Annotated in this window: 12 protein-coding genes; 7 read left to right on the forward strand and 5 right to left on the reverse strand. The window is 52.1% G+C overall.

Going from position 1 to position 15,587, the window contains the following annotated elements:
- Nucleotides 1-166 precede the first annotated feature (166 nt).
- Entirely contained in the window at nucleotides 167-316 is a 150-nt protein-coding gene (locus HAV38_RS12890; protein ID WP_168055794.1) for a hypothetical protein, read from the reverse strand.
- Here HAV38_RS12890 and HAV38_RS12895 point away from each other — a divergent pair.
- The 5 genes from HAV38_RS12895 (at nucleotide 308) to HAV38_RS12910 (ending at nucleotide 8,510) form a co-directional block, all read left to right on the forward strand.
- Entirely contained in the window at nucleotides 308-3,148 is a 2,841-nt protein-coding gene (locus tag HAV38_RS12895) for a PD-(D/E)XK nuclease family protein (protein WP_168055795.1), read from the forward strand. The genes HAV38_RS12890 and HAV38_RS12895 overlap by 9 nt on opposite strands.
- A gap of 83 nt (nucleotides 3,149-3,231) precedes the next feature.
- On the forward strand, nucleotides 3,232-6,702 hold the full coding sequence (locus HAV38_RS12900) for a UvrD-helicase domain-containing protein (RefSeq protein ID WP_184013429.1): 3,471 nt from the start codon (nucleotides 3,232-3,234) through the stop codon (nucleotides 6,700-6,702).
- Between the two features lie 482 nt (nucleotides 6,703-7,184).
- Nucleotides 7,185-7,319, forward strand: coding sequence for a hypothetical protein (locus HAV38_RS22110; protein ID WP_260326423.1), 135 nt, complete (start codon nucleotides 7,185-7,187; stop codon nucleotides 7,317-7,319).
- A 592-nt stretch (nucleotides 7,320-7,911) separates the two neighbouring features.
- Nucleotides 7,912-8,112 (forward strand): hypothetical protein, encoded by a 201-nt coding sequence (locus HAV38_RS12905; RefSeq protein WP_168055797.1) that lies wholly within the window; start codon nucleotides 7,912-7,914, stop codon nucleotides 8,110-8,112.
- Nucleotides 8,109-8,510 carry a hypothetical protein gene (locus tag HAV38_RS12910; protein WP_168055798.1) on the forward strand — a complete coding sequence of 134 codons (402 nt, stop codon included), beginning with the start codon at nucleotides 8,109-8,111 and terminating at the stop codon, nucleotides 8,508-8,510. The genes HAV38_RS12905 and HAV38_RS12910 overlap by 4 nt, the downstream gene beginning before the upstream one ends.
- A gap of 91 nt (nucleotides 8,511-8,601) precedes the next feature.
- Here HAV38_RS12910 and HAV38_RS12915 read toward each other — a convergent pair whose 3' ends face one another.
- The 4 genes from HAV38_RS12915 to HAV38_RS12930 form a co-directional block, all read right to left on the reverse strand.
- Nucleotides 8,602-9,345, reverse strand: a complete 744-nt coding sequence (locus tag HAV38_RS12915; RefSeq protein WP_168055992.1) for an amino acid ABC transporter permease — start codon at nucleotides 9,343-9,345, stop codon at nucleotides 8,602-8,604.
- Nucleotides 9,346-9,709: 364 nt separating this feature from the next.
- Complete coding sequence (locus tag HAV38_RS12920) at nucleotides 9,710-10,504, reverse strand: basic amino acid ABC transporter substrate-binding protein (RefSeq protein ID WP_168055799.1); 795 nt, start codon at nucleotides 10,502-10,504, stop codon at nucleotides 9,710-9,712.
- Between the two features lie 205 nt (nucleotides 10,505-10,709).
- Nucleotides 10,710-11,501, reverse strand: coding sequence for a basic amino acid ABC transporter substrate-binding protein (locus tag HAV38_RS12925; RefSeq protein WP_168055800.1), 792 nt, complete (start codon nucleotides 11,499-11,501; stop codon nucleotides 10,710-10,712).
- A gap of 157 nt (nucleotides 11,502-11,658) precedes the next feature.
- On the reverse strand, nucleotides 11,659-12,735 hold the full coding sequence (locus HAV38_RS12930) for a substrate-binding domain-containing protein (RefSeq protein ID WP_168055801.1): 1,077 nt from the start codon (nucleotides 12,733-12,735) through the stop codon (nucleotides 11,659-11,661).
- A gap of 369 nt (nucleotides 12,736-13,104) precedes the next feature.
- Here HAV38_RS12930 and HAV38_RS12935 point away from each other — a divergent pair, with 369 nt between their 5' ends.
- Together HAV38_RS12935 and HAV38_RS12940 are read left to right on the forward strand one after the other, a co-directional pair.
- The gene (locus HAV38_RS12935) at nucleotides 13,105-14,742 is read left to right on the forward strand and encodes an OFA family MFS transporter (RefSeq protein WP_168055802.1); all 1,638 of its coding nucleotides are present in this window, start codon (nucleotides 13,105-13,107) and stop codon (nucleotides 14,740-14,742) included.
- A gap of 283 nt (nucleotides 14,743-15,025) precedes the next feature.
- Complete coding sequence (locus HAV38_RS12940; RefSeq protein ID WP_375791683.1) at nucleotides 15,026-15,574, forward strand: formate dehydrogenase subunit gamma; 549 nt, start codon at nucleotides 15,026-15,028, stop codon at nucleotides 15,572-15,574.
- Nucleotides 15,575-15,587 lie beyond the last annotated feature (13 nt).

The raw sequence follows: 15,587 nt of genomic DNA on the forward strand, positions 1-15,587 counted from the left end.
CACCTGGGTGGCTGTCCGCGTCGGTCCCCTATACTAATGAATAAGTGGGGACGGCGTGCGAGATTTCAAGTTTTGCGGGTGTGATAAGAGGTATTGCGGCGGGATGTTCATCAAATAATAACCCATTTTGATAAAAAGAGGACAGTGTGATTTTTGTTTTTGCTTATTATTTGCCTATTTCCCGCACATTATTTACTTTTGCGGGTCGCTGGTTGGCATAAACTGCATTCCAGTTGTTGTCAAAAGCGCTTTGCTGCGGATTAATTGCAGTGGCTGGCTTTATCCAATCCTTTATTTTGTGAGTTTCATGCTGCATACGTCTCTTTTGCAAACTTCATTCCACGCGTCATCGTTGCAGTCGTTGACCATCCGGCCTTCACCCGCGTTTTGGCCGGAGGTAGCGCAAGCTTTGTCGAGCGCCTGCATTGAAGGCGGCGCTGACAGCCGCACTTACAGCGGTCGCGATCTATCACGTTGGCGCGTGCTGGTGCCAGCATTTGGACATGCGCGTTTGCTAAAAACAGCGCTGGGCGCTATGTTGCCGGGCGCGTTCATACCGCCGCGCATTAATACTTTGGCGGCGTTACTGCAAACCTTGCCGCCAGCGCTAAATGCGCCTGCTGTAAGTTCTGCCAGTGAACGATTGATGCGATTGTATGCAGAGTTGCGCCAGCATGCATGGCTGAAAAAAATATTTAGTGCTCGCCGGAATACCGACTTGCTGCCATTGGCACAGACGCTGTTAGCGCTGTCGGACGAATTAACGCAGGCGTTGCTGCCGTCCATTCGGGAGATGGCGCTTCAGGAACCGTCGCTTCGGGAGGCAGGCGATATTGCGCAGCGCTGGCAAGCAGCGCTGGAGCAATTGACACCGAGTTCGCGCCAGTTGCTCTCGGACGAGACCCAACTGGTATGGTCCATCTGGAAAAGCCAACTGGATGGCGACGATGGCTTGGCCATGCGTTTCGATCAAATGCTGCAATTTGCCGAACAGGCCGATTCACCACTGGCCTGGATAAGTTCGGTAGAACCTGAGCCAATGGAGCGTGCTTTTCTGGCGGCCTACGCCCGACGTCAGCCGGTGCTGCAGATTAGCCTGGACTGGGGCGCTGATGCCGTCGCGTCGGCATATGCGACCGCGTGGCCAGAGTTGATCGCGGCGTGTAACGACCTCGCTGAGAGTAAAGCGCCGGTCCACTTTGACGACTTATTTGCGTCAGCAGAATTCAACGTACGTTTGCCAGCCGGTATCGCCCTTTGTGCAGCGCAAAGCATAGAGGACGAAGCAGTCCAAGGCGCGCAGACGATACTCGACTGGTTGCATGCCGGTAAAAATCAGTTGGCGATTGTGGCGCAGGATCGTGTCGTGGCGCGTCGGATCAGGGCATTGCTGGAGCGCGCGCAGGTGCACGTCTCGGACGAGACCGGCTGGAAGTTGTCGACCACACGTGCAGCGTCTGCCATCGCGGCCTGGTTTGATGTAGTGACGCAGCGCGGCGAAACGACGGCGTTGCTGGATTTTTTGAAATCGCCTTTCGTACTGGCCGATTTACCGGATAAATCAGCGCACGTCATGGCTATTGAAATCGCCTTGCGACGTGCCAACGTGCTGGGTGAATGGAACAGCGTTATTTACGCATTGGCGGATAACCCGCCAGCCCAACAAATCGTCTCATTACTCGCGCAACAAGCCGCCATTTATGCCGGTCGTAAAACGCTGCGAGGTTGGATTAACGCCGCGACCGCATTGCAAGCGCTCGGCATGGAGCATGCATTAAACGCCGATCCAGCAGGTGAGCAGGTTTTGCAGATGCTGCAAAATATTGCGAGCGAACCGAGCGAGCAAGTGGAAGGCATTGCGCAGAGCAGCAGCGCCGACGTACTGTTTTCGTTTCCAGAATGGCGCGCGCTGGTTAATCTGCAAATGGACGAGACCAGCTTTATCAGCGCTGCCCCCGACCGGCGGGTAGTCATGCTGCCACTCAATGGCGCACGTTTGCGTCATTTTGATGCGGTATTGTTGGTGGGTGCCGACAGCAGTCATTTGCCATCGCAACCGCAAGAAACGCTATTCTTCGCCAATACCGTGCGCCGTGAGCTGGATCTGGCCACGCGTGAGAGTCGCCAGCGTCAGCAGATGCGGGACCTGGCCGAATTACTGGCGATGAGTCCGACGGTGGTGTTGTCATGGCAGGCGCATCAGGACGGCGAACCAAACCCGGTTAGTCCGTGGATCGAGCGGCTTGAATTGACGCTTGCGCGTTCCGGTGCAGCGGCATTGCCGCGCCATCGTGCGCTGATTACCGAGCGTAGTTTGCAGCCCATGCCGTCCGCGATGCCGGCGCCGATAGCCAGCACGTTGCGGCCCGATCGTCTTTCCGCCAGCGGTTATAACAGCTTTGTGGCATGTCCCTACCAATTTTTCGCTACCCGTATGTTGCGGCTCACGACGCTGGATGAGTTATCGGATTTGCCCGAAAAGCGCGATTACGGTGGCTGGTTGCATCAGATACTGGAAACCTATCACAACACGGTACGAGATCAGGCGGTCCGTAATGATCCGGTTGAACGGGTCGCGTTACTGGCCGACATCTCAAAACAGTTATTCGACAAGGTTATCGCCAAAAATGCAGCCGCGCTTGGCTATTATGCACGCTGGCAAAAGGTCATCTCGGCCTATGTGACGTGGGCCTGCGAACGTGAAGTCAACGGTTGGAATTTTGTATTGGGTGAGCAGGCTTATGAGAAAATTCTGCCGTTGAATACCGGAGTGATTACGCTACATGGCAGGGTGGACAGAATAGATGAAAACGCAGCCGGTGAACGTGCCGTGCTGGATTACAAATCCAATAGCGTAGCGGTGCTTAACAAAAAATTGAAAGACCATGAAGATCATCAATTGGCTTTTTATGGCTTGCTATCGGATGTTTCTGTAGACGCCGCGCTTTACGTGGCGCTGGAAACTACCAAAGAAAAAATCGGCGATGTAGCGGCTCAGGATTATGCGCAGGCGCAAGAAAAACTCGAAGCGCATATTAAAGGCACCATGCAAGCCATTTCCGATAGTGCGCCGTTGCCCGCCAACGGCATTGAGTCGATATGCCAATATTGTGACGTGCGCGGTTTGTGTCGTAAGGGAGCATGGTAATGCGTGTAAAAGATCACCTGCACTCGGCAGATCAAACGGTGCCTATAAACATCGCGGGCGAGACAACGCCCCATCCGTATCGGATGAACGGTGCGCCAGTTGCGTCGCAAGCCTTCATCAACGCTGCTTGCGATCCGCAGCATTCTGTGGTGGTGGAAGCGTGCGCTGGCAGCGGTAAAACCTGGCTGTTGGTCGGGCGGATGCTGCGTCTCCTGTTAGCTGGCGCTGCGCCTTCAGAGTTGCTGGCCATCACGTTCACCCGCAAGGCCGCGCAGGAAATGCGCGAGCGCCTGCTTGAACTTCTCCGTGATCTCGCATTGCGACCGGACGACGAGGTACGCGTGTTGTTGCTGGAGCGCGGAATATTGCCGCAAGATATCAGACGCATCATGCCTGCCGCACGTAGTTTATACGAACGTGTTTTGTCGAGCGCGCAGAGTCTGTCTATCGATACTTTCCACAGCTGGTTCGCACGTTTGCTACAAATTGCACCGCTGAACTCCGGCGTGCCGCACGGGTACGCGTTGACCGAAAAAACTGGAGAGTTACTTGCAGATGCCTACCGGCGACTCATGCAATCGTTAAATGACAAAAGCAATGTTGACACGCGGCAAGCGTTGCTGGCCTTATATGCATTGGTCGGCGACGCCAGTGCGCGCAAACTGCTGAACGCCTTCGTTAGTAAGCGTGCCGAATGGTGGGCCAGCACTATGGCACCGCATGATCTCGCTACGCCGCTCGTGTGGCTGACGGACTTGTGCGGTCACGACGTCGAGTTGGATGCTCGCTTATCTTTGTGGGACGACCCAAAACTCTCCGATAGAATAAAAAATATTGCCTGGCTGTTGGGGCAGGGAACACCAACTAATCAAAACCGTGCCACGGCGATAGAGATCGCCTTGACCGAAGGTCCCGGATTGGCTAATTTTGACGCTCTGTGCCACCAATTTTTTGACGATAACGGCAAACCACGCGGTAATGCGAAGACAAAAAATCTCAAAAAAGCGCTTGAAGATAACTTTGGCGCCGACGGTATCAGTGCCTTTGACGATGAATTTTTTAGCATCGGAGAAGCCCTCAAATTATTGCGACGCCGCAGCGGCGAGCGTGATGTACTCGCGCTCAATACTGCACTGTTCATAGTCGGCAATGCATTTGTAGACATCTATCAGGCGATCAAGGCTGAACAACGGGTCTTCGATTTTGCCGATCTGGAATGGCAAGCTTATCGATTGCTCACCAACCCCGAAAGTGCGGCGTATATACAAAGTCGGCTTGATACTCGCTACAAGCACATCTTGCTGGATGAGTTTCAGGACACTAATCCGCTGCAATGGAGCATCGTCCGCGCCTGGTTAAGTGCGTATGGCGAGGACGCAGGTCAGCCCAGCGTATTTATTGTCGGGGACCCCAAACAATCGATTTATCGCTTTCGCCGCGCCGAGCCACGCGTGTTCGTTGCCGCCCGCGATCTGCTGCAACAACAAGGCGCCACCATTTTGCAAGCAAACCAGACGCGCCGGAATGCCACCGCAATTATCGCCGTCCTGAACACAAGTTTTCATGCAAACCCGCTATTTTCGGCACAAACGACCTTGGGAGAAGAGGGCGGTGCGGTGTGGCGTTTGCCGTTAGTGCAGCAACGCATTCAACCCACTGCTGAACAAAATACTTTACCAGCGAACGGAGACACTCTGGAGGATGCGTCCGAGCCAGCCGATTCGTCCATGCCACAAGGCTTGCGCAACCCGTTGACCACACCGAGGGAAGAATCAGAGGACGCGCGGCGTCGCCATGAGGGCGCAAGTGTGGCGCAGGCATTGATCGCGGCGCGGCATCAGCTCCAAATTAAAACCAGTGGCGGTAACCGTGCTGTGCGATGGTCGGATGTCATGCTACTGGTAAAAAAGCGCACGCATTTAGGGGCTTACGAAAACGCACTGCGTAACGCTGGGATTCCTTATATGTCCGATCGTCGTGGTGGTTTGCTGGAGTCACTGGAAATTTCCGATTTGATCGCTTTGCTCACGTTTTTAATCACCCCAGACGACAATCGCGCATTGGCACACATATTGAAGTCACCAATTTTTTCTGCGACGGATGATGACCTGATCGTTCTTGCGCAGCGGCCCGAAAAAGGCTGGTGGTTGCGCTTGTTAACGACCGCTCAGGACGACGCTGCGATCCCGGCTTCTGAGGCATTACAACGTGCTGCGGGTTTGCTGATGCATTGGCTTGCGGTGTCACCGGGATTACCGGTGCATGATTTGCTGGACGTCATTTTGCATCAGGGCCAACTGGTCGAACGTTACGCGCAGGCCGCGCCAGCCCTAACGCGTAGCCAGGCGATAGGCAATATCGAGGCTTTTATCGCGCTGGCGTTAAACATGGACGCAGGACGCTACCCAAGTTTACCGAAGTTTATTGACGCGTTACGGGTATTGCAAAATACTGCCGAAAGCGACGCACCGGATGAAGCCAGTATTGATGCCTCGATTGACGCCGTACGGATATTGACGGTACACAGCGCAAAGGGTTTAGAGGCACCGATCGTGGTTCTGCTAGACGCAAATCATAGCGATCCTGCGCGCGATGATATTGGCGTGCTGTGTGACTGGCCACAAGATGCCGATGCACCGGTTCATTTCTCAGCATTCGGGCGCGTTGCAGACCGGGGCGCGGCACGCGATCAGCTATTCAATGCCGAAGAAGGATACAAGGCGCAGGAAGACTGGAACCTGCTTTACGTCGCCACGACCCGCGCCAAACAGCTGTTGATCATTAGCGGCGTTGCGGGCGCACGCAGCGCATCGACTGGCGTGACGGAAGGTAGTTGGTACGCCCGGTTGGAATCGGTGCCGGAAATGTCGGTTGAGGCCATCATAGCTTCGACCGGGAGCGACGCCAGCGCGACCATCAATGCTGAGCGCGATGCAAAGTTTGTTTTGCCGGTATTTGATCCAGATGTTTTACCGCTGCCCCAGCAGGGAGTATCGGCCGCCTTCAACGATGAAGAAATCGGCCCGTTGTCATCGCTGCCCTTATTTATCGACGTCGGGAATGCCATAAATCCCGACGCGAGCAATGACGTCGATAGTCTGGACAGTAATGAAGCAGTCAAAGAAGGCATCGCCCTCCACGTATTGCTGGAAAGGCTGACGCAGCATGGACACTGGCCGATTAAGATACCGGACGTTGCCGTGATTGCCCGCTGGTTGCCATGCCCATTGACGATGGCATCGATCGTGCATCAACAAGCCAGCACGATCCTGGCTCAGCCTTCACTCGCCCATTTTTTCGATCCGGCATTGCATCAGTCGGCGCGTAACGAAATGGAAATCATGACCGATGTAGCGTTGCGCTTTGACCGGGTCGTGATATTTGAAGATGAAGTGTGGATACTCGATTACAAGCGACAATTACTAGACAACGAACGCACCGCCTATCAAGCGCAACTAGCCAGTTATCGCGCGGCGGCAGCCAAAGTTTTCATCGGCAAGACACTCAAAACCGCGGTCATTACGGCTGATGGGCAATTATGGGAACTTGGATGAGGTGTTGCTGTTGAGTTGGTAGTCGATCTATCCCGACATAGGCGTTGCTGGTTATTTCGGCTGTCAGTCGGGAATTGTCGGAATATGTGTTGGAGATTTTATGGGTTTATTGCAAGCCATTTGTCTACTTCATGTTCGGCGATGCGGTGAATGTTAAATTTAAGGATGTGAATGGAGCGGCGACGACGTTGACCCGTTTTAGTTGGTTTGGTTGATCGATAGCTAAAATGGTTCGGTTGATCGATAGCTAAAATGGTTAGTGCTCCGTGGATGCTGATCGGGGGTGGCCCGATAGCCAGTTACTTTTTTTTGCTTCGCCAAAAATAAGTAACCAAAAAAAAGGCGACCGCAGAGGTGCTGCCCTCCCTTTGGTCGGGTCCCCAATTATTTCGGCTATCAGTCGGGTCGAAATACCAACTCGCTGCGCTCAAACATGTATTCCGACAATTCCCGACTGACAGCCGAAATAACCGGCATCACCTATGACGGGGCAGGTCAACCGCAACCGCAACCGCAACCGCAACCGCAACCGCAACCGCAACCGCAACCGCAACCGCAACCGCAACCGCCGCAGCCTTGTTGATTGGATGGCTGATTATTTTGGTTGCGGTCCTTGACGTTGCGGTTGCCGTTGCTGTTGCTGTTGCCGTTGAAGTGGCCTTTGAACTACCCCGTCATTGGCGCTGCCAAGTGTTTTAGTCATCAGGCGGGAATTGTCGGAATACATGTTTGAGCGCCAGCGAGTTGGTATTTCGACCCGACTGATGGCTAAAACGCTTGGGGACCCGAAGGGCAGCGTCGTTGCGGTCGCCTTTTTTTTGGTTACTTTATTTGCGGGGGGCGCCTAGCCAAGCAAAAAAAAGTAACTGGCTGTCGGGCCACCCCCGATCAGCATCCACGGAGCACTAACCGTCTCAATAACTAACCAACTAAACCATATCCGCTTCATGTAACCGCTGTGTATCCGCTGTGTCACCCGATTTAGGAAATGGTCTTCCGGGTTTCGCTCCCTGCCGACTACTACCCCATTTTGCAAATAAAATTTGCGCTTCCTCAAAATCTCCGCTACCGTCTGGTTGTCCCTCAGAAAAAAGGGAACGGGTTTTGCAGCTCGAAATGTACAAGGCGCACAAACGGCGTAATGCCGTTCCCCACTGTGTCTGCTTTTGCTGCCCTTTTGGGCGGCGATAACCGTACAAGGAAGCCTCAATGCCGAACATCAGCACGCCCACCCAATCCCTCTTACAAATAATCCAACGCCCGACACGTCAATCGACAGACATAGCAGCGATGCTATCCGCGTTCGATATGCAGACCTCCAACAACCAACGCAACGCTCTGGCACGTTGCCATGCGCTTACGACGGATGTTTTCGTCGACCTTTCGGCATTGATCGGGGGTGCCAAATGACCAAGCCCACTACGCCAAAGCAAGCGCCGGTTATACCAAAAACTAATCCCCATTTCCGCAGCGTTGACCGCGCACCATATGAGATGGGCTTTCTGCTCAAAGCTATCGATGACGATGTTTCATCCTATGCGCCAATCACCGACGATCAGGCACTGAAAGCCGAAGCCATCGCCAAGCACGCAGACAACGCGCAAGAAGTTATTTCTCGCGGACTGGAAGCGATTGGTGAGGTCCTGTCCATTGCCGGATGTAATGCCGACGCCACGGTGAACGGCAGCACCGTTTCCGCGATAGGAGAAATTATCCGGCACCTGACGGTCGAAGCCCAGCTAATGCGCGACATGGGCGACTTGATGACAGACACGGTAGCGGCCCACCAAAAAAGGCGCGCGCAATGACTGAGGCCACCACCGCCGCAGTCTAAACCATAACCGGGCTGCTCACGGCCCTCACTCCAACGCACTGGCCAAACCCTAATCAATCAATCAATCAGTGCCTCCCCGGCGCCGCATACCTCCGCTCCAACCGCGACACCAAACTAGCCAAACACATTGTCATGGCAAAGTACACTACAGAGATCGTGATATAAGGCTCCCAGTAGCGCGAGTAAGCACCTGCTACCGTACGCGCCGCATAGGCCAGCTCGGCCAGTCCGATCGCTGACACCAGCGATGAATCCTTCAGCAACGTGATCGCTTCATTACCCAGCGGTGGCAACATCCGCCGAAATGCCTGCGGCAATACCACATAGCGCATGGTCGTCCGGTAACCCATGCCCAGGCTTGACGCCGCATAAGTCTGGCCGCGATCAATCGACTGAATGCCAGCCCGAAAAATTTCAGAAATGTAAGCACCCGCATTCAGCGAAAGCGCCATTACGCCTGAGATATAAGCGCCGTAGTTTTGTTTGATGGTGCGTGCCAGCTCACCGGAAATTAACAGGCCGTTATCCTGATGGATAAGCACCGGCATGACAGCAAAGTGAATCAGCAGAATCTGTACGAATAACGGCGTACCACGAAAAAATGCCACGTAGAAACTAGCCAGACCTTTCACGAGTCGGAACGGCCATTTCCACGGACCGTGCGTAACGTCGGCAACCCGCAGCATCCCGAGAAAAAGGCCCAGTATGGTGCCTAAAATAATACTGATGACGGCGACCTGCAACGTCATGAAAAAACCTTGTACGAACAGTGGCGCGTAGCCCTGGATGATGCTCCAGCGAAAATCCATATTTTTGTAGAGAGAGATCGGTGCGGCAGGAATGAATAAAAACGCGAAACCATGTTGACTTGTCACGCCTTTAAGATGCGACTACAACGGACACTTTACCTTATCGATGGTCACAGACGGGCTTGCTCTGCGTATCGGCGCATAAATGCAAATTGAAATTTAGCTTAAAGTCAGCTTCCACTGTAGTGATAACTTACGTGGCAACCTTCGGTCTCACAGGTTGGACAGGCCGCTCTGGTAACGCATTTTAGCGCGTAAAAATTAGGCAAAAATTATACCTTATTAGTACGACAAATCCCAGATTGATGCGTGGCTTTGTTAGTAGTTCACCAATAATTAGGCGTCAATTTTACGATTTAGCCAGCTAATCGGCGAAATATTTTGCATAAATTTTGTCGGCGGTGCCGTCCGCCTTGATGTCAGCCAAGCCTTTATTCAACTTTGCCAGCAACGCGGTGTTGCCCTTTTTAACCGCAATCCCGTAATACTCTTTAGGGAACGCGGGATCGGTAATAACCTTAAAATTCTTTCCGTTATTATTTTTTACATAATTGACCACGACGCCATTATCTCCAACCACCGCATCTACGCCACCGCCGTCCAGTTCTTGAAATGCCAGTGGCATGGATTCAAAGCGTTTGACGTTTGGGTTGTTTTTGCCCACTAGTCTTTGCGATGCTTCATCACCGGTAGTCGCACTCTGGACGCCAATTTTAAGTGTTTTAAGATCGGCAAATTGCTTCACACCAGATATGATGGGGACGACAATTAGCTGGTTTGCTTCGAAGTAAGGATTGGTGAAATCAACCGTTTGTTTGCGCAGATCCGTAATCGTGATGCTCGAGATCAGAATATCGCGATCTCCTTGGGCCAAGGCGTTAAATATTCCATCAAACGGCGTGTTGACCACTTTGATATGGATCCCTGCACGTTCGGCGATGGCCTTGATAGTATCTATTTCAAATCCGACTGCTTCTTTTTGTGCATTCATGGAAGAGAAGGGCGCGTATGCTGCATCGGTACCGACGACATATTCCACAGTCGCGAGATTTGCGGCATCCGCAGGCGACGCAGAAGTTTTAGGCGCGCTTTTACCGCAAGCCGCCAAGGCTGCGCAGACGCAGGTTAGCGCTAACAGGGGCAGAATGTTTCTTTTCATGGTTAGTCCTCTGGCGTGTTGTTCATGCATTGTTCAGGCGTAAAGCGCAAGCGTGTACTTGATTGTGATACTTGATAGTGATAGTTGATAATGATAGTTGATAATGACACTTGAGCGTGATAACGAGACGTGATGCCAAGTCGTAAAACCAACGCGTATTACGCAATGCCGTACTCCGGTTTGGGCGCATGTTTTATTTCGCGTGTTACCTGGCCTCGTCAGCGAAATACTTTTTAAATATTTTGTCGTAAGTGCCGTCCGCCTTGACCGCCGCCAGTCCATGATTGACTTTCGTCAGTAGCGCGATATTGCCTTTTTTGACGGCGATACCGTAATATTCTTTAGGGAATTCTGGATCGGAGATAAAGCGAAAGCCTAGCGTCGGATTATTTTTAACGTAGTTTTTTACCGGACCGGTATCCAGTACGACGGCGTCCACTCCGCCGCCTTCCAGCTCCTTCAGGGCTAGCGTAGCTGACTCGAGACGTTTAATTTTAGGATTGCTTTTGCCTAGTAATTTTTGCACTACTTCATCGCCTGTGGTTGCGCTTTGCACGCCCACAGTTAATTTTTCCAAATCTCTGAATTTGGTAACGGTGGAGTTTTTGGGTACGACGATTAGCTGGGTTGACTGGTAATACGGATCAGAAAAGTCTACCGTTAGTTTGCGCTCATCGGTAATCGTAATCGCTGACGCCAGCATATCGCGATCGCCTTGCGCGAGGAAATTAAAAATTCCTTCGAAAGGCGTATTGACAAATTTAACCTTGAAGCCAGCTTTGTCTGCTATCGCGTTCATTAGGTCTACATCGAAACCGACGATTTCTTTTTGTTCGTTTTGCGACTCGAATGGGGCAAAAGTAGCTTCTGCGCCGACGGTATAAATTGGGGTACGCGCAGGGGCCACCTGGGCTTCTTTACTTTCCTTTTTGCCGCAGGCGGTTAACAAAAACACGCTTGACGCTACGCAAATAAAAGCCTTCGACAGTTTTTTCATCAATTTTCTCCGTTGAGTCCGCACACTTTGCGGCTATACCGCATTTTAATGTGTCGAACAATGAAACCGTCAAATTACGGGGAATAATCTACCGAAAGGGCCATTTTTAGGGCTTTTACTTAGTTTTCTGCATTGCCAAACTTAAATAAAATTTGCATTAACGCAAGTAAGAAAATGCATCCGGGAGCGAAAAGATTTCTCCGGTCGCGCTGCCGTCATAGCCAGCCAGTTGATTGACGACCTCCCGAAAAGTGTCCGTTTGCATTGTCGTGATCACTTGCTGCATTAATGGGTCTTGCATCGCCGCTATCGGCAACGCAAAGAAATAGCGCTCGCGCACCAGCGGGATAAATTCCAGGCCAAAGCGCTCTGCCGCAGTTTGTACGCCAAAGCCTACATCTGCCATGCCACTGGCGATAAATGCCGCAACCGCTGAGTGGGTGAATTCGGTGCTTTCAAATCCTTCGATCGCCGATGATGCGACGCCCGACTTTTCTAGCAGCATCTCCAGCAAAACACGCGTGCCGGAACCTGCTTGCCGATTAACAAACAAGACGCCATCATCGCTCAGATTGGTCAGTTCACGAATATTTTTAGGGTTGCCGGGAGCGACCATCAATCCCTGATTACGTACTGCGAGATGTATCAGGCAATGGGCCTTCTTGTTAAGCCAGCGTGCGTAAAGCGCAATGACTGCATCCTCAAACTCACCATACGGAACGTGGAATCCCGCCAGATCGCATTCGCCTCGCGAAAGTGCGGCGACCGCATCCGTGCTGCTGCGATAGCGCAAGTCGATAGGTAAATGCACCGCATTTAACCGGTTTAGCAAGGCGGCAACCGCAAAACCATGACTTGCGTTCAGTCGGATTGCTTTGCTGGTGCCTATGACCGCCTTGCTGAGTTCACCCTCCAGTTCAGAGGCCAGACTTTCTAAGGTGGGGGACAAGCGCGCTGCAATACGGCGGTCAGCCCAGATCAACTTTTCTGCGAGCGGTGTCAGTACACTTCCTCGCCCACGCTCGGTAATCACCAGCGGATGATCAAATAATTGTTCTGCTGCACGTAGCAATCCCCACACATGGCGGTACGATTGCAGGGTTTCTTTGGCAGCGTTAGAAATTGATCCCGTTTCCCTGATCGCGGTCAGGATAGTGAGTAATCCGGCGGTATCCAGCGAGTCATCGGAATTTTGTCCGATTTCCCAATGTGGTTTGATGTTTACTTTGTACATATACAACTTTCCTTGCGGTTTTTTACGGACTTACGTAAAACCGCGCCCGAAGTGTAAGTACCTTCTAGTGTCTCTCCGCATTCCACGCGTGGGGTCAGGAGAGGCCCTTGCAAGGCGTCTTTTTATAGGCTTACCTCCCGCGCGCCCCTATTATCAACAGAGGATCAAACAAAAGCATACAATCAAAACTTGAGGTTATCGGGATAATATATGCAAAATGATTCATATTGAAACATAAGCTTTTAAATGGTATTTTTACAGCAGACTATGGAAACACTATGTATATCATAGTTAAATAAAATTAATCTCACTTAAAAACATATGTAACTACAAACATATAATGTGGGTCTTAAAAGAGGCGGGGGACATATGGGTTTATTATCAAAAGAGCGCACTATTGCCGGAGTAGGATTTAACCGATGGCTGGTCCCACCGGCAGCTTTGGCCATCCATCTTTGTATCGGTATGGCGTACGGTTTCTCCGTTTTCTGGCTGCCCTTATCAAAGGCCATCGGGATCAAAGAATCCGTAGCCTGCGGCAGTAATATAGGATTTTTTGCTGAGATATTCGCTAGTAATTGCGACTGGAAAATCTCAATGCTGGGCTGGATTTTCACCATGTTCTTCGTGATTCTCGGTACCTCCGCTGCGATTTGGGGTAGCTGGTTAGAGCACGTGGGGCCGCGTAAGGCGGGGTTCGTTGCGGCACTATGCTGGTGCGGTGGCTTACTGATCTCTGCGCTCGGTGTCTACCTCCACCAAATCTGGCTGATGTGGCTGGGGTCTGGTGTGATTGGTGGTATCGGTCTGGGATTGGGTTATATCTCGCCGGTGTCGACTTTGATCAAGTGGTTTCCAGATCGGCGCGGAATGGCGACCGGTATGGCGATCATGGGATTTGGCGGCGGTGCGCTAATTGGTAGTCCGCTGGCGTTCAAATTGATGCAGCATTTCGCCAGCGATACCGGCGTCGGGGTCTGGCAGACTTTTGTAGTGCTGGCGATAGGTTATTTTGTGTTCATGACGGCTGGTGCATTTGGATATCGCATTCCGCCGTCGGGCTGGAAACCCGTAGGATGGTTGCCGCCTGCAGCGACCAGCAACACCATGATTACGCAGAAGCATGTGCATGTCAGCAAGATTTGGGGTATCCCACAATTTTGGTTGGTGTGGCTGGTGCTTTGCCTTAACGTCTCCGCAGGTATTGGCGTAATTGGTATGGCGTCGCCGATGTTGCAAGAAGTGTTTGGTGGTCGCTTATTAGGCGTCGCCACAAAGTTTTCTGAGCTTACTGTAGAGCAAAAAACAGCGATTGCTGCAATTGCCGCGGGCTTCACCGGTCTTATCAGCCTGTTTAATATTGGTGGTCGTTTCGTGTGGGCATCCTGCTCTGACTTTTTGGGACGCAAGAAGACGTACATGGCATTTTTTGTACTAGGTTTTATTTTGTTTGCCAGTCTGCCATGGTCGGGTGCTGCGGGTAGTATGGCGTTATTCGTATCGGCGGTATGTCTGATTGTGTCCATGTACGGTGGTGGTTTTGCAACCGCACCGGCGTATCTGGCGGATCTGTTCGGCACTCAGATGGTTGGGGCGATCCATGGTCGTTTGTTGACTGCATGGGCAACAGCGGGAATTTTAGGACCTGTAGTCGTTAACTATATGCGCGAGTATCAATTGTCATTGGGGATCCCGCGCGAGGCCGTCTACAACACGACGATGTATATCCTTGCAGGGATGCTGGTAGTCGGTCTGCTGTGCAATTTGATGATTCGGCCGGTTGCGGCGAAGTACTTCATGACACCGGAAGAACTGGAACAAGAAAAGCACCTTGCGCACGAGAAAGTAGTAACAAATGGCACGCGTACGGCGGTCGTTGTCGATATGGCGCGCATAGGCAGCGGCGGAAATCCAGCGCTGTTGCTGTTTTCGTGGGCTGCCGTAGCTATTCCGCTTATTTGGGGAATTGCGACGACTTTGCAAAAGGCGGCTGTGCTGTTCAAATAAAGTATCAGGCAAGTCAAAGTAAAGCGGGATAACGTAAAAAAATCAGGAGTGGTCCTCAACGATATCGTTCCTGATTCTCTCGTTCCTGATTCCCGCAATACAGACAGTTCAATAGCATCGTTATGTTGATTCGTTCGGTTAATTGTTTTGGTTGATCGGCTGGTTTGATGGTTAGAGCATTAACATCTGAAAAATACTCAGGTGAACAAATTCATGGCGAGGGCGACAGATAGTTAGCGCCCGGCGCGCCGTTCGATGGTTTGGTAGGAGATTGGCTGTGAGCATCCAAAGTATGACAGAAAAGACGTTTCCGTTGCATCTGGTAAATGCCAGAACTGGCGCTAAAGTTGACCTGAAGCCCTCTATTTCAGGGGAGTCAAAAGCGCAGATTTCTGCAATCATTTCGGAGCTAAAAGTAATGCCCGGCGCGATGCTGCCGATCCTGCATGCGATCCAGGACGCGCTCGGTTATGTCCCATCGGAAGCGGTGCCACTGATCGCCGACCAGCTCAATGTATCGCGTGCTGAAGTGCATGGCGTGATTAGCTACTACCACCACTTCCGCCAGCATGCCCCCGGCCAACACGTCGTGCAGATCTGTCGTGCCGAGGCCTGTCAGTCGCGTGGCTCAGAGCAACTGGAAGCGCATGCGAAGCAAGCCCTGGGTTGCGATTATCACGGTACCACGGCGGACAAGGAATTTTCGCTGGAGGCGGTATATTGTCTCGGCCTGTGTGCTTCCGGTCCGAACATCATGATCGGAGACGACGTGTATGCCCGCGTTTCCCCCGATAAATTCAACCGTTTGCTGCAAGCTCGGCGAGGCGCGTAATGTCTACTTTAGA

Origin of the sequence: Glaciimonas immobilis, from assembly GCF_011947285.1 — a bacterium.
Lineage (GTDB): Bacteria > Pseudomonadota > Gammaproteobacteria > Burkholderiales > Burkholderiaceae_D > Glaciimonas > Glaciimonas immobilis.

Coding starts and splice junctions, on each gene's coding strand:
- HAV38_RS12895 (WP_168055795.1), top strand. CDS start 308: ATGCTGCATACGTCTCTTTTGCAAACTTCATTCCACGCGTCATCGTTG.
- HAV38_RS12890 (WP_168055794.1), bottom strand. CDS start 316: ATGCAGCATGAAACTCACAAAATAAAGGATTGGATAAAGCCAGCCACT.
- HAV38_RS12900 (WP_184013429.1), top strand. CDS start 3,232: ATGAACGGTGCGCCAGTTGCGTCGCAAGCCTTCATCAACGCTGCTTGC.
- HAV38_RS22110 (WP_260326423.1), top strand. CDS start 7,185: ATGACGGGGCAGGTCAACCGCAACCGCAACCGCAACCGCAACCGCAAC.
- HAV38_RS12905 (WP_168055797.1), top strand. CDS start 7,912: ATGCCGAACATCAGCACGCCCACCCAATCCCTCTTACAAATAATCCAA.
- HAV38_RS12910 (WP_168055798.1), top strand. CDS start 8,109: ATGACCAAGCCCACTACGCCAAAGCAAGCGCCGGTTATACCAAAAACT.
- HAV38_RS12915 (WP_168055992.1), bottom strand. CDS start 9,345: ATGGATTTTCGCTGGAGCATCATCCAGGGCTACGCGCCACTGTTCGTA.
- HAV38_RS12920 (WP_168055799.1), bottom strand. CDS start 10,504: ATGAAAAGAAACATTCTGCCCCTGTTAGCGCTAACCTGCGTCTGCGCA.
- HAV38_RS12925 (WP_168055800.1), bottom strand. CDS start 11,501: ATGAAAAAACTGTCGAAGGCTTTTATTTGCGTAGCGTCAAGCGTGTTT.
- HAV38_RS12930 (WP_168055801.1), bottom strand. CDS start 12,735: ATGTACAAAGTAAACATCAAACCACATTGGGAAATCGGACAAAATTCC.
- HAV38_RS12935 (WP_168055802.1), top strand. CDS start 13,105: ATGGGTTTATTATCAAAAGAGCGCACTATTGCCGGAGTAGGATTTAAC.